This is a genomic window from Aquamicrobium aerolatum DSM 21857 (genome assembly GCF_900113935.1).
In the GTDB taxonomy this organism is placed as follows: domain Bacteria; phylum Pseudomonadota; class Alphaproteobacteria; order Rhizobiales; family Rhizobiaceae; genus Aerobium; species Aerobium aerolatum.
Genome location: NZ_FORF01000004.1, coordinates 84,926 through 98,820 on the forward strand (window position 1 = coordinate 84,926; position 13,895 = coordinate 98,820).

Here is a 13,895-nt window from a genome sequence, read left to right on the forward strand (position 1 = left end):
TCTGGACCACGCGAGGCTGCGTAATTGCAGCTACCGGATGGAAAATGGCGGTATTCCTGTCAGGGAGCATGGCATGGGCAGTTCTGAAGCAGTTCCTGTGGCATCGGCAGCCAGCGAGGAGCGGGTGGGCGTCGTCATCGTCTTTCTTGCTGCGCTGTGCTGGAGCCTGGGCGGGATGTTTGCCCGCTATATCGAGGCGCCCGATGTATGGGCTGTCGTGTTCTGGCGTTCGGTCTGGGCCGCGCTGTTTCTGGCTGGCTTCATGCTTTGGCGCGACGGAGCGCGTGGCTCCGTGCGGATGGTGCGGGCGATGGGACTGGCCGGATGCGTCGTCGGCTTTTGCTTCGCCATTGCCAGCACTGCGCTGGTGGTCGCACTGTCCCATACCACGGTGGCGAACGTGCTTCTGATCCAGGCAACCGGCCCGCTGTTTGCCGCCATGATGGCCTATGTCGTGCTGGGTGAGCGGATCACGCTTCCAACCGTGCTGGCGATTGCCGCGGTGCTTGTCGGGATGGGGATCGTCGTTTCCGACTCGATATCGCAGAACCTGTCGATCATCGGCGAGGGGCTGGCAGTGCTGATCGTGCTGGCGTTTTCCTGCGCGACGGTAATGACGCGACGGTTTTCGCAGGTTCGCATGACGCCGGCGATGCTGCTTGGCACCTTGATGGCGGCGCTGTTTGCGTCAACCCAGGCAGGCAGTTTTGCCGTCAGCGCGAAGGATATGGCGTTTCTGTTTGCCTTCGGTGCGATCAATCTCGGGCTGGGCATGGCGTTTTTCGCCGTCGGGGCGCGGATGGTTCCGGCTGTTTACGCCGCGCTCTTGTCACCCTTCGAGCCGCTGCTCGGTCCGTTCTGGGTCTGGCTGGCGCATGGCGAAGTTCCGTCGGGCAGCGCGCTTGTCGGGGGCGGGATCGTCATGGCGGCACTGCTGCTCTACATCGCCGTCGAATTCCGGCGGATGTCGAAACCGGTGCGCCCCGGCGTGACGGGCATTTCCGCGCCGAGCTGAGGCGGCGATCGACCGCCCCGGTACCCATTGACAAGCTGTTGGTGGCAGGAGACGCTACGTCATCGTCAACAACAGAACAGGTTTATTTTGCGCTCGACGTCGACGGGTCTGCAGCCCGATAGAAAGGTAATGTCCGCAATCTCCGGCAACACTGGTGCCGGTACTGATGAAAGCATCAGCGGTTCGGGGAACGAAAGTCTTTTTGTTTCTCCCGAACATGAACGCGAATATCGCGCTTTCATCAAGGAACACCCTGATATTGAGGCAGTCGAGTTTCTGATCGTTGATCCGAACGGCGTGATGCGTGGCAAATGGGCACCCGGCGACGCGTTGAAAAAGGCCTTCCAGGAAGGCGTCAACTTCCCGATGTCGCTGCATGGCCTTGACGTTTGGGGGCGCGAGGTCGAGGCAACCGGCCTTCACATCGAAACCGGTGACAAGGATGGCTATTGTCGCGCAACACGCGGCACATTGGCGATCGTGCCCTGGGCAAAGCGCAAGACGGCACAGGTGCTGTTGCAAACTTTCACGCCAGAAGGTGAGCCTTACATGGCCGACTCCCGCCAGGTGCTGAAGCACAAGGTGGCCGAGGCGAATGCGAAAGGCTTCTTCCCGGTTGTCGCATTTGAGCTGGAATTCTACCTGCTCGATCCGGAGACTGACTGGGATGACGGCATGCCGGCGCCTGTCGGTGCGTCGGCAGGACCGGATCGCCTGCGCATGTACGGGCTCGACGATCTGGCCGAGCACGCTGAACTGTTCGACATGATCCGCGATGCGGCAGACGCCATGAACCTTCCGATCGACACGATCATCAAGGAAGCCGCGCCCGGTCAGTTCGAGGTCAATCTGAAACATCGCGCAGATCCGCTGAAGGCTGCGGACGATGTGATCCTGCTACGCCGCATCGTGATGGGCTGCGCGCGTGCGCATGGGCTGACCGCAACGTTCATGGCCAAGCCGTTCCTGGAATATGCAGGGAACGGCATGCATGTGCACACCTCGATGCTGAATAGCGATGGCGTCAATATCTTCGGACATGCGGAGGGCCGCCCGGTCCTAGAATCGGCAGTCGCGGGGCTGCTCAAGACTATGCCGGAATCGCTGCTGCTGTTCATCAACACCTGGAACGGCTTTCGCCGCATCACGCCGGGCTCCTATGCACCGACGCGCGCGGTCTGGGCGGAGAATAATCGTTCCGTCGCTTTGCGCATTCCGGTGTCCAACGAGCACAATCGCCGGATCGAGCACCGCATCGCCGGAGCCGACGCCAATCCCTATTTGGTGATGGCGGCGATCATGCAGGGCATGATCGAAGGAATTACCAGCAAGGCGGTGCCGCCGCCGCCGATTGAGGGCAGCGCTTACGAGGACGAGGGATTGTTCCTGCCCGACGACATGGATGACGCGCTTCAGCTGATGGAAAAGAGCCGTTTCATCGACCGCGCGCTCGGGCCTTTGCTTGCGAAAGTCTACAAAGATCTCAAGCGCGCCGAGATCATGGCATTCTGGAGCGAAATCACGCCTTTGGAACGCACCACCTATCTTTGACATGATTGACGTTTTCCCGCTTGTGGCGCCGTGAAAACGTCAATAGGCTTTCAGCAAAACGAGCTAGCCGCAGCATGGGGTTTGCGTGCGATGCCGGAGATGGAAACAGAGGAAAACTATATGATCCGCAAGGCAATCCTGCTCTCGACGGCATCGCTGGTGGCAGCCGCACTCACTGCCCCTGCGCTGGCCCAGGACCGCGTTGTGAACGTCTACAACTGGTCCGACTATATCGACGCATCGATCCTCGAGGAATTTAAGGAGAAGACGGGAATCCGCGTTGTATATGACGTCTATGATTCCAATGAAATCCTTGAGACCAAGCTGCTTGCAGGCGGGTCGGGCTATGATGTGGTGGTGCCGACGGCAAGCCCGTTCATGGTGCGGCAGATCGAGGCCGGCGTGTACCAGAAGCTGGACAAGTCAAAGCTGCCGAACCTCAAGAACATGTGGGACATGATCAGCGAGCGTACGGCGTCCTACGATCCGGGTAACGAATACTCCATCAACTACATGTGGGGCACTGTCGGCATCGGCTACAACACCGACAAGGTGAAGGAAGCGCTGGGTGTCGATGAAATCGATTCCTGGGATGTCGTCTTCAAGCCGGAACATATGGAGAAGCTCGCCAGCTGTGGCGTGCATTTTCTTGACTCCGCAACTGACGTCGTGCCGCTGGTCCTGAATTATCTCGGCCTCGACCCGAACGACAATTCGGCAGAAAATCTTGCAAAGGCTGAAGAGGTTCTGCTGGCTGTTCGTCCTTATGTGCGCAAGTTCCACTCATCCGAGTTCATCAGCGCGCTGGCCAATGGCGACATCTGCGTGGCTATCGGATGGTCCGGCGACGTGCTCCAGGCTTCGGATCGTGCCGTCGAGGCGGATCAGGGGGTGGATGTCGCCTATGTCATTCCGAAGGAAGGCGCGCAGATGTGGTTCGACCAGATGGCGATCCCGGTCGATTCCAAGAACGTTGCCGAGGCGCATGAGTTTCTCAACTTCATGATGGATCCGGAAGTCATCGCGAAGTCCACGAACTATGTCTATTACGCCAACGGGAACCTTGCATCGCAGGCGTTTATCGATAAGGAAATCGTCGACGATCCGGCAATCTATCCGGACAAGGAGACGTTGGAGAACCTGTTCACGATGAAGCCGCTTGACCAGCGCAGCCAGCGCTTGCTGACCCGCAGCTGGACGAAGATCGTCACAGGCCAATAATCGCCGGCACCATCATCATGGCCCGTGATCTTGATATGTCGCGGGCCACATAAGCTTGCCGAACGGCTGAGGGGTTGGAAACTATGAAGTCGTTTGGCAGCATTCGCAGGAACTTCGCGCCGTGGAAGGATCCGGCAGCGAAGCCTTATATCGAATTCAGAAACGTCACCAAGATCTTTGGCGACTTCACTGCTGTCGATAATCTTTCTCTCAATATTTATGAGCGGGAATTCTTTGCGCTGCTCGGCGCGTCCGGCTGTGGCAAGTCGACCCTTTTGAGGATGCTGGCCGGGTTTGAAGAGCCGACCTCCGGCGCCATTTTGCTGGACGGGCAGGATCTGCGTGGGATTCCGCCCTACCGCCGTCCCGTCAACATGATGTTCCAGTCCTACGCGCTCTTTCCGCATATGACCGTCGAGGCGAATATCGCCTTCGGTCTCAAGCAGGATGGCATGCCTAAGCCCGATATCGAGGCGCGGGTAAAGGAAATGCTCAAACTGGTGCGGCTGGAGCAGTTCGCCAAGCGCAAGCCGCATCAATTGTCCGGCGGCCAGCGTCAGCGTGTTGCGCTGGCACGCTCTGTTGCCAAACGTCCCAAGGTGCTGCTGCTCGACGAGCCGCTCGGCGCGCTCGACAAGAAGTTGCGCGAGGCAACCCAGTTCGAACTCATGGACCTGCAGCAGGATCTCGGCCTGACCTTCGTGGTTGTGACCCACGATCAGGAAGAGGCGATGACGATGGCAGACCGCATCGCGATTATGGACAAGGGGCAGGTGATGCAGGTCGCAACGCCAGCCGAAGTTTACGAAGCGCCGTCGTCGCGCTTCGTCGCCGATTTTGTTGGCAACGTGAATATGCTGGAGGGCGAGGTCGCCAGCCGTGATGAAAACCGCGTTGTCATCACCGGGGCCAGCGGCGCGCAGATCACGGTGGAGCATTCCGGCGACGTGCAGCCCGGCACGCATGTCGCGTTCGCCATCCGTCCGGAGAAGATCAAGGTGTCCTCCAAACAGCCGGTGGGCACCGGCGCCAACGCCATGCAAGGCGAGGTGTGGGATCTTGCCTATCTCGGAGACATGACGGTCTACCACATCAAGCTTGATGACGGTCAGGTGGTGAAGGCCAGCTCGCTCAACAGCGCCCGCATACATGACGATCCGCTGACCTGGTCGGATCGCGCCTGGATCTCGTTCACGCCGGATGCCGGCGTGGTCTTGACCCGCTAGGGAAGGAACGACCATGGCGCAGACGCTGGATCAAACTGCCGCTGCCCAGCCGCCGCGCGAGGGGGAAGGGCTGGCTTCTTTCATCAGAAGCCGGATGGTCATTCTGGTGCCTTATCTTTGGCTGCTGGTGTTCTTTCTGATCCCGTTTGCCATCGTTTTCAAGATTTCGCTGTCGCAGTCGGCAATTTCCATGCCGCCTTACGCGCCCACTTTCGATGTGAGCGCTGGCTTCAGCGGATTGCTCGACAATCTGCGCGAACTCTCCTTCGACAATTATCTCTGGTTGCTGGACGACGCGCTTTATTTCAACGCGTATCTCTCCAGTGTCTGGATCGCGGCTGTCTCGACGTTTTTTGCCCTGCTGATCGGCTATCCGATGGCCTATGCGATGGCGCGCGCGCCCAGTTCGCTGCGGATGGTCCTGCTGATGCTGGTGATCCTGCCATTCTGGACCAGCTTCCTGATCCGCGTCTACGCATGGATCGGCATTCTCAAGCCGGAGGGGCTGCTCAACCAGTTTCTGATATGGGTCGGCATCATCGACACGCCCCTGCAGATTATGAACACGCATACGGCGATCTATATCGGGATCGTCTATTCCTACCTGCCATTCATGGTGCTGCCGCTTTATGCGTCGCTTGAAAAGATGGACTTCTCGCTGATCGAGGCGGCGCAGGATCTTGGCTGCCCGCCAATTTCCGCCTTCTGGAAGATCACATTTCCGCTGTCGCTGCCCGGTGCGCTGGCAGGATGCCTGCTGGTGTTCATTCCGGCAGTCGGCGAGTTCGTCATCCCGGATCTGCTGGGAGGATCACAGACGCTGATGATCGGCAAGACGCTGTGGAACGAGTTCTTCGCAAATCGCGACTGGCCGGTCGCGTCCGCCGTTGCCATCGTGTTGCTGCTGATACTGGTGGTGCCGATGATGTTCTTCCAGCGCGCGCAGGCGCGGGCGCAGGAACAGGAGCGCTGACATGCAGGGCAAACTCAGCCGTTTCAACATCGTCTCGCTGGTTTTCGGCTTCGCTTTTCTCTACCTGCCGATTGTTCTGCTGGTCATCTACTCGTTCAACGCCTCAAGGCTGGTGACGGTCTGGGGAGGCTTTTCGACGCGCTGGTATGTGTCGTTGTTTTCCAACCAGCAACTGATCGACGCGGCCTGGGTGACGTTCCGCATTGCTGTCATCTCAGCCACCGTGGCGACGGTTCTCGGAACGATGGCCGCTCTGGCGCTGACCCGATATACGCGCTTTCGCGGTCGTTTCCTGTTTTCAGGTATGGTGTTTGCGCCGCTGGTCATGCCGGAAGTCATCACTGGGCTGTCGCTGCTGTTGCTGTTCGTGGCAATCGGGCTCGACCGTGGAATGTTCACCGTCACGCTCGCCCATGTCACTTTCTCGATGTGCTTTGTCGCAGTGGTCGTGCAATCGCGACTTCTCAGTTTCGACCGGTCGCTGGAAGAAGCCGCGATGGATCTTGGCGCGACCCCGACCAGAACCTTTTTCCATGTCACGTTGCCGGTGATCATGCCGGCTATCGTTTCAGGCTGGATGCTTGCCTTCACCCTGTCGCTCGACGATCTGGTGATTGCCAGCTTCACCTCGGGGCCGGGGGCGACAACGCTGCCGATGCGCATCTACAGTCAGGTTCGTCTCGGCGTGACGCCGGAAATCAACGCGGTATGCACTCTGCTGATTGCGTTCGTGACGGTCGGCGTGCTGACTGCCGCAATCGTCAACAAACGGCGCGATCTTCAGCGTCAGCGCGACGAACATGCGGCGTTGCGCGGTTGAGCCTGATTTATTCGAAGTCCGGGATCGACCACGCCGGCGAGATGAACGGCGCATCCCATGCGCCACCGATGAAGAACGGCATCGTCGCGTCAGGCCCGATCTGGCCTTCCGCATCAAGCGACGAGAAATGTCCGGACAGGGCCAGCGCCCGGCTGAAATAGGGCGTGATGCCCACGATCGAAATCACCTTCTGATCGAGCAGTATGTCGCCCTTTTCGATATGGGCGACGCCACCAACCACTTTGGCGCGTACCTCAAGGCTGCGAAATGGCAAGGTTCCCCCACCGGCCTCGGCCAGTTGGAAGAAACCGCCATGCTGAAGGCGGTCGGTGAACTTCTTCAGGTCCAGCCCGGCGATGGAACCTTGGCCGATATTGGCGCTGATGGTGCCTTCGGCATTGCCCATCACGGTGTTCCAGTCTGTCCCGGCGCTTTTGAGCGTCAGTGAGGCAGATGCCCTGCCTTGAGGCAGGATGTTTTCCGCGCCGGCGACTTTCGCCATGGCCGATGCGTCCATGTCGTCAGCGACGAGGCGCATCTCGACAGTGTTGCTGTCCTCCACGGTGTCAATGCGTATGCCAGCCTGAATGCTGCCGCCGAGCGTGTCGGCATCCGAAATGTCGAACGCGATCATCGTGCCTTTGACTTGCGCGGAGGCAGCAAGATTGCCGAGGGTGAGATAGCCGAGCCCCGCCGATTGCGCTGACAGCCGCAGATCAAGCGACATTTGCTTGGCAAAACCGGTGTCGATGGGTTCATAAATGTTGCCCGCGCCTGAGGCGATCGGAGCAAAAGCGCCCAGGAACGATCCAAGGTCGAGCTTGTCAAAGGCGAGTGTGCCGGAAATCGTCGGAAGGGCTTCGGCGAAGGAGATGTCGAGGACGCCCTTGCCGGCATTGCCACCAAGATTGAGATCGACCGCATCGAGACGCAGGCGCTTTGCGCTTCCTTGCAGGCGGCTTTCCAGCCCGATGGCACCAATTGCAGCGCCGGGTGCGATGTCGGTTTTCGACCATTCGAGCGCGCGGCGCACCGACGAGGAGGAAAAAGCCAGCTGCCCGTCGAAATGCGCGTCACCGTAAAGGTTCGCCGTGCCGTCGAACGACAGGTCGAGGAGAGACGACTTCAAACTTGCCTTGATCGGCGTGCTTCCACCCGCCAGAAGGATAAGAGGCTGACCGCTGGCCTCGACATTGATGTGTTCGCCACGCCAGATTCCCGTCGCGGTAAGCCGGCCTGGCCGGTTCAGCGATGGCCAGACCACACGGCCGTTCAGACTGGTGATGCCCTCGCTGGTGTCGCCGTTGACAAGCGCGATGCGCCCTTCAGAAAACTCCACAGTGCCAAAATCGTCGGATGGCAGGACCGAAAGGTCGGACAGCGCCTGATCATTGCCGATGATCGCCCGCACAGAACTGATGGCTCGCGTCATGCGGCCACCACCGGGCGAGGCCGGCAGGTCGAGCACCGAGCCGCGGACGGTCAGGCGCAGCAGAGGACGGTGCATCGCCATCGAAGAAATCGAGACATTGCCGCGCAAGGCGGCAAACAGCGACAGGGTAACGTCCAGACGGTCTGCTTCCAGCACAGCCGGAGCTTCCGGGTTTGACCATTCCCGGAACGACACATTGTCCAGCGTTGCCTTGAATGTCGGCCAGACGTCGATCACCGGTGCCTTGCCGAGCGAAACGCGATAGCCGCTCCACAGGGACAGTTCGAGCGCGATACGATCCTGAACCAGCCGGGTGGAGGCAAGCCATGGCAGGGTAACGGTGACGGCTAAAACAGCCAGAACCAGGCCCGCCAGCGCGACCGCACCTTTTTTCACAAACGACGAACGCATCAAAACCTGCCGCTTCCACGTGCCATCGCAGCACGCACCCCGTTGCTACCCAATACGCAAGGGGGGTCCATTTCAACCTTTTATGGCACAGCCATGGCTTTTTCCAATGTCTGGCCATTTTGCCGACGAACCGCAACAGGCCGACGCGACAGACAAGCCGATGGCGCGGCCGATGAGGTATTTTCCGCACCTTGCAAGTGGCTGGTCCGATATGCTTAACCGTGCAGGAAACATCTGGCTGCGGCACTGTGCCTGCGGGCGCTGGAAAGCTATTCAGGAGGACTTGCATGACGTCGACGACGCCCCTTTGGACCCCATCTGCGGAACGTATCGCGCAGGCCCCGATTACAGAATTCATGGCCAGAGCCGAGCAGCTCAGCGGTGTCGCGATCAATGACTTCGACACGTTGCATCGGTGGTCGGTTGAGGCTCGTGAGATGTTCTGGCCGCTGGTCTGGGACTTTTGCGGTCTGATCGGGGACAAGGGCGAACGTGTTCTCGTTGACGGCGACAAGATGCCGGGTGCGCGCTTCTTCCCTGATGCGCAGCTGAATTTTGCCGAGAACCTGCTTTGGAAGACCGGGGCTGAGGACGCAATGGTGTTCCGCGGCGAGGACAAGGTCCAGCGTCGCCTGTCGTGGGACGAATTGCAGGCACTTGTTTCGCGCCTCCAGCAACTCTTCGTCGCGCATGGCGTGAAGAAGGGTGACCGGGTAGCAGCGATGATGCCCAACATGCCCGAAGCCATTGCCTGCATGCTGGCGACCGCCTCGATCGGCGCGATCTGGTCGTCTTGTTCGCCAGATTTTGGCGAGCAGGGCGTGCTCGATCGGTTCGGCCAGATCGAGCCGGTGCTGTTCATTGTGCCGGATGGCTACTGGTATGCCGGCAAGCGCATCGAGGTTGGCGCCAAGGTTGCCGCCGTTCTGGCCCAAATGCCGAGCGTGCGCGCTGCATTTGTTGTCGATTATCTCGGCGATGCCGACACCGTTGCCGCAGGCATCGACAAGGCGCAGTCGCTGTCGTCAGCGATTTCCGGGTTCGAGGCGAAGGAGCTGACATTCGAGCGTCTTCCCTTCGACCACCCGCTCTACATCCTGTTCTCTTCAGGCACCACCGGCATCCCGAAATGCATCGTTCATTCGGCTGGCGGCACGTTGATCCAGCACGTCAAGGAGCAGCGCCTTCATGCCGGCATCGGCGAGGGCGACCGCTTCTTCTACTTCACCACCTGCGGCTGGATGATGTGGAACTGGCTGGTGTCCGGGCTCGCACTCGGCGCGACGCTGCTGCTGTACGATGGCTCGCCATTCCATCCTGATGGCAATGTCATCTTCGATTTCGCCCAGGATGAGAAGATGACCTATTTCGGCACCTCGGCGAAATTCATCGATTCCGTGCGCAAGGCCGATCTGCGTCCGATCGACACCCACGACCTCTCAACTGTGCGCGTCATTTCCTCAACCGGCTCGCCGCTGGCGCCGGAAGGCTTCCGCTTCGTTTATGAAGGTATCAAGAGCGACGTCCATCTGGCGTCGATCTCCGGCGGCACCGATATCGTCTCCTGTTTCGTGCTCGGCGTGCCGACCAAGCCGGTGTGGATCGGCGAGATTCAGGGTCCGGGGCTTGGTATGGCAGTCGAGGTCTGGGACGACGACGGCAAGCCGATTACCGGCGAGAAGGGTGAACTGGTCTGTGCCAACGCATTCCCCTGCATGCCGGTGATGTTCTGGAACGATGCGGACGGCGCCAAGTATCACGCTGCCTATTTCGAGCGCTTTGACAATATCTGGTGTCATGGCGACTTCGCTGAAGTCACCGACCATGGCGGCATCATTATCTACGGCCGCTCGGATGCGACACTCAATCCCGGCGGCGTGCGTATCGGCACGGCGGAGATCTACAATCAGGTCGAGCAACTCGAAGAAGTTGTCGAAGCGATCTGCATTGGCCAGACCTGGGACGATGACGTTCGCGTGGTGCTGTTCGTACGTCTGGCCGAAGGTGTCATTCTTGACGCCGAGCTGGAGAAGAAGATCCGCACCAAAATCCGCACCGGGGCGAGCCCACGCCACGTGCCGGCGCGCATCGTGCCGGTCGTGGACATTCCGCGCACCAAGTCCGGAAAGATCACCGAGCTGGCGGTTCGCGACGTTGTTCACGGACGCCCGGTGAAGAACAAGGAAGCGCTGGCAAATCCGGAGGCGCTTGATTTGTATGTGGATATTCCGGCTTTGCAGTCATAGGCCACTAGTCGCCGCCAAGCCGGAAAACACGGTTAAAGAAGAGTAACGAGAAAATTTACCTCGTCTTCACAGAGGATACGATTGGGTAAATTTTCACGGCTACGGTAAGGACTCGTTAATATCTGGCAGCGATATTTATCCGCAACTTGAGGGGGGATTTTCGCTCTTTTGGAGCGGGGTTCGCTCAAGCCTTGTGTGACAGCCTTTCTGAACTCCGGCGCTTCTGTGAGGCGCCTTTTTCTTTTGGCCGCCCTTTATCCAAAGGCGCGTCAAAACACCGGCCCCGGTACTGGACCAATCTTGATAATAACAATCAGGTATTGTACGGCTCTTCCAGTCGCGTAGCCCTTTTCGCAGCCAGCGCGATGAACCCTGACACTGTCCTCCACCTTTGACCTGGAACGGGAGCATCATCATGAAAAAGTTTCTTGCGGGCTGCGTGGCGCTTGCACTGAGCATGCCGGCCGCGGCGCTGGCCGAAGAGCTCGTCATTTATTCGGGCCGCGGTGAGTCGCTTGTCGCGCCGATCATCGCACAGTTTGAAGCCGACACCGGCATCAAGGCAAATGTCCGCTATGCCGGCACGTCCGAGCTTGCGACGCTGCTTCAGGAAGAGGGCGGACAGTCTCCTGCAGACGTCTTCTGGGCGCAGGATGGTGGCTCGCTGGGTGCGATCGCGCCGTTGTTTGCCGATCTCCCGGCCGAGGTGAATGAGGGCGTCGCTCCCGCATTCCGCAATGTCAACAACAAGTGGGCACCGACCAGCGGCCGCTCGCGCACACTGGTCTATTCGACGGAACGCGTTGCCGACGCCGATATGCCAGCCTCGATCACCGATCTTACGAACGAGAAGTACAAGGGCCGCGTTGCATGGGCGCCGACCAACGGTTCGTTCCAGGCTTTCGTGACGGCGTTCCGTGTCGCTCACGGTGATGATGCGGCCAAGACGTGGCTTGAGGGCATGATCGCCAACGACGCCAAGGTCTACCGCAACAATGGCACACAGATCGAAGCGATTGCGAATGGCGAAGTCGATTTCGGCCTGGTGAACAACTACTATCTCGGTCGCTACATTGCCCGCGATGACAAGTTCCCTGTTGCACAGACGCATTTTCAGGCGGGCGACATTGGCAACCTGCTGAACGTGGCTGGCGCCGGCATCGTTGCTGCCAGCGACAATCAGGAAACTGCCCGTAAATTCATCGATTATCTGCTGTCGACGACCGCCCAGCAGTACATCACCTTGCAGGGCAACGAATATCCTGTCGTGCCGGGCATCATCGGCAATGCGACGCTCGAGCCGTTTGCAAAGCTGCAGGAGATCAGCCCGAAGATCGACATCGACCAGATCAGCGATCTTGAGGGCACCTTGGCGCTGCTGCGCGAGGTCGGCCTGCTCTGAGCACCGTGACTGATATTGCCGGGCCGTCGCTCAAGCGGCGGCCCTCGGCTCTTCTGCTCATCCCTGCCGCGCTCGTTGCGGCGGGGATGTTGCTGCCTATGGTCTATCTGCTCGCGCGTGCCCTTGAGGCCGATGCCGCGACGCTGGTGGATATTGTATTTCGCGAGCGCAACCTGCGGCTCTTGTCGAATACGCTGTTGCTGACGCTGAGCGTTCTGGCGCTGACCACGCTGATCGCATTGCCCTTTGCCTGGCTGGTCACGCGCAGCGATCTGAAATTTCGCAAGTTTCATGCGATCATGGGCGTCCTGCCGCTGGCCGTGCCTGGCTATGTGATGGCCTATGCCCTGATGGGGTTGTCCGGCTATTACGGGTTCGCCAATCATTATTTTGGGATACGCCTGCCGCGCCCTGAGGGGCTTTCCGGCTCGGCGATTGCCCTGTCGCTTTACACTTTCCCCTATCTGTTTCTCAATTTGCGCGCTTCGATGCTGGGACTGGATCCGAGCCTTGAAGAGTCAGCGCGCAGTCTTGGACGCACGCCGTGGCAGACATTCGTCTCCGTCGTGCTGCCAAACATCCGACCAGCGCTCCTGTCGGGCTGGCTGGTCATTGCCCTTTACGTGCTTGGGGATTTCGGCGTCATTGCGCTGATGCGCTACGAGGTCTTCAGCTACGCGATCTTCACGCAATATTCCGGGGCGTTCGACCGGGTCTATGCAGCATGGCTTTCGCTGATGCTGATGGCGGTGACACTGTCCTTCGTGCTGATTGATGCGCGCCTGCGCGGCCAGCGCTATGCGCGGGTCGGCAAGGGCACAGCACGGCCGGCAGTGCCGGTGGCGCTGGGACGTGCGACGCCGCTGGCATGGCTGTTCGTTCTGCTCGTCTATGCCACGTCGCTTGGACTGCCACTGGTCGTGATCATCTTCTGGATGGGACAGACAGACACCGTGGTGGATCTGATGGAGGTCGCGGGTGCCTTTTACCGCACCACTGCCGTGGCTTTGCCTGCTGCTGCCATTGCGACGGCTCTGGCGCTGCCGGTCGTGTATCTGACGGTCCGGTTCCCGTCGCGCGCTTCATCCGCACTCGACCGGCTGGTCTATCTCGGCTACTCGGTACCGCCATTGGCTTTCGCGCTGTCGATGGCATTCTTTGCCCTGCGGGCCGCGCCTTTCCTCTACCAGAGCCTGCCATTGTTGCTCTTTGCCTATGCCATGACTTTCCTGGCGCTGGCGATCGGCCCGATCCGCAGCCGCTTGCTGCAGATTGGACCGCGTTACGAGGAAGTGTCGCGTTCGCTCGGCCATAGTGGATTTGCATCGTTCATGCTGACGACCTTCCCGCTGTTGCGGCGCTCGCTCGTGTCCGGCGGTCTTTTGGTATTCATCATGGTCGTGAAGGAACTGCCGATCACCTTCCTGCTGGCCCCAATCGGCTACAGCACTTTGTCGACGGCGGTATTCAGCCGCACGTCTGAAGGCATGATGGTGGAAGCTGCGCCCTATGCGCTGGCGATCGTGCTGTTTGCGAGTCTGTTTGTCGGACTGATCCTGCGCCACGAGGGGCAGCGCTAGAGCAATTCCGCGATTCGA

Annotated in this window: 10 protein-coding genes; 9 read left to right on the forward strand and 1 reads right to left on the reverse strand. The window is 59.6% G+C overall.

What is annotated here, in order from left to right:
* Positions 1 to 73: 73 nt before the first annotated feature.
* The 6 genes from BMZ42_RS04610 (at position 74) to BMZ42_RS04635 (ending at position 6,806) form a co-directional block, all read left to right on the forward strand.
* On the forward strand, positions 74 to 1,015 hold the full coding sequence (locus BMZ42_RS04610; protein ID WP_091519213.1) for a DMT family transporter: 942 nt from the start codon (positions 74 to 76) through the stop codon (positions 1,013 to 1,015).
* A gap of 129 nt (positions 1,016 to 1,144) precedes the next feature.
* Positions 1,145 to 2,566, forward strand: a complete 1,422-nt coding sequence (locus BMZ42_RS04615) for a glutamine synthetase family protein (protein WP_091519214.1) — start codon at positions 1,145 to 1,147, stop codon at positions 2,564 to 2,566.
* 120 nt (positions 2,567 to 2,686) lie between these two features.
* The gene (locus tag BMZ42_RS04620; protein WP_091519457.1) at positions 2,687 to 3,787 is read left to right on the forward strand and encodes a polyamine ABC transporter substrate-binding protein; all 1,101 of its coding nucleotides are present in this window, start codon (positions 2,687 to 2,689) and stop codon (positions 3,785 to 3,787) included.
* A gap of 83 nt (positions 3,788 to 3,870) precedes the next feature.
* On the forward strand, positions 3,871 to 5,013 hold the full coding sequence (locus BMZ42_RS04625; RefSeq protein ID WP_091519217.1) for an ABC transporter ATP-binding protein: 1,143 nt from the start codon (positions 3,871 to 3,873) through the stop codon (positions 5,011 to 5,013).
* Positions 5,014 to 5,026: 13 nt separating this feature from the next.
* Positions 5,027 to 5,986 carry an ABC transporter permease subunit gene (locus BMZ42_RS04630; protein WP_091519218.1) on the forward strand — a complete coding sequence of 320 codons (960 nt, stop codon included), beginning with the start codon at positions 5,027 to 5,029 and terminating at the stop codon, positions 5,984 to 5,986.
* Position 5,987: 1 nt separating this feature from the next.
* Positions 5,988 to 6,806, forward strand: coding sequence for an ABC transporter permease subunit (locus BMZ42_RS04635; RefSeq protein ID WP_091519221.1), 819 nt, complete (start codon positions 5,988 to 5,990; stop codon positions 6,804 to 6,806).
* A 7-nt stretch (positions 6,807 to 6,813) separates the two neighbouring features.
* Here the strand turns inward: BMZ42_RS04635 and BMZ42_RS04640 are convergent, their stop codons facing one another.
* On the reverse strand, positions 6,814 to 8,649 hold the full coding sequence (locus tag BMZ42_RS04640) for an AsmA family protein (RefSeq protein ID WP_091519222.1): 1,836 nt from the start codon (positions 8,647 to 8,649) through the stop codon (positions 6,814 to 6,816).
* Between the two features lie 287 nt (positions 8,650 to 8,936).
* On the opposite strand from BMZ42_RS04640, the gene BMZ42_RS04645 reads away from it, so the two are divergent.
* From BMZ42_RS04645 to BMZ42_RS04655, 3 genes are all read left to right on the forward strand, one after another.
* Complete coding sequence (locus tag BMZ42_RS04645) at positions 8,937 to 10,895, forward strand: acetoacetate--CoA ligase (protein ID WP_091519224.1); 1,959 nt, start codon at positions 8,937 to 8,939, stop codon at positions 10,893 to 10,895.
* 415 nt (positions 10,896 to 11,310) lie between these two features.
* Complete coding sequence (locus tag BMZ42_RS04650) at positions 11,311 to 12,297, forward strand: iron ABC transporter substrate-binding protein (protein WP_091519225.1); 987 nt, start codon at positions 11,311 to 11,313, stop codon at positions 12,295 to 12,297.
* A gap of 5 nt (positions 12,298 to 12,302) precedes the next feature.
* Positions 12,303 to 13,877, forward strand: a complete 1,575-nt coding sequence (locus BMZ42_RS04655) for an ABC transporter permease (protein ID WP_244523153.1) — start codon at positions 12,303 to 12,305, stop codon at positions 13,875 to 13,877.
* Positions 13,878 to 13,895 lie beyond the last annotated feature (18 nt).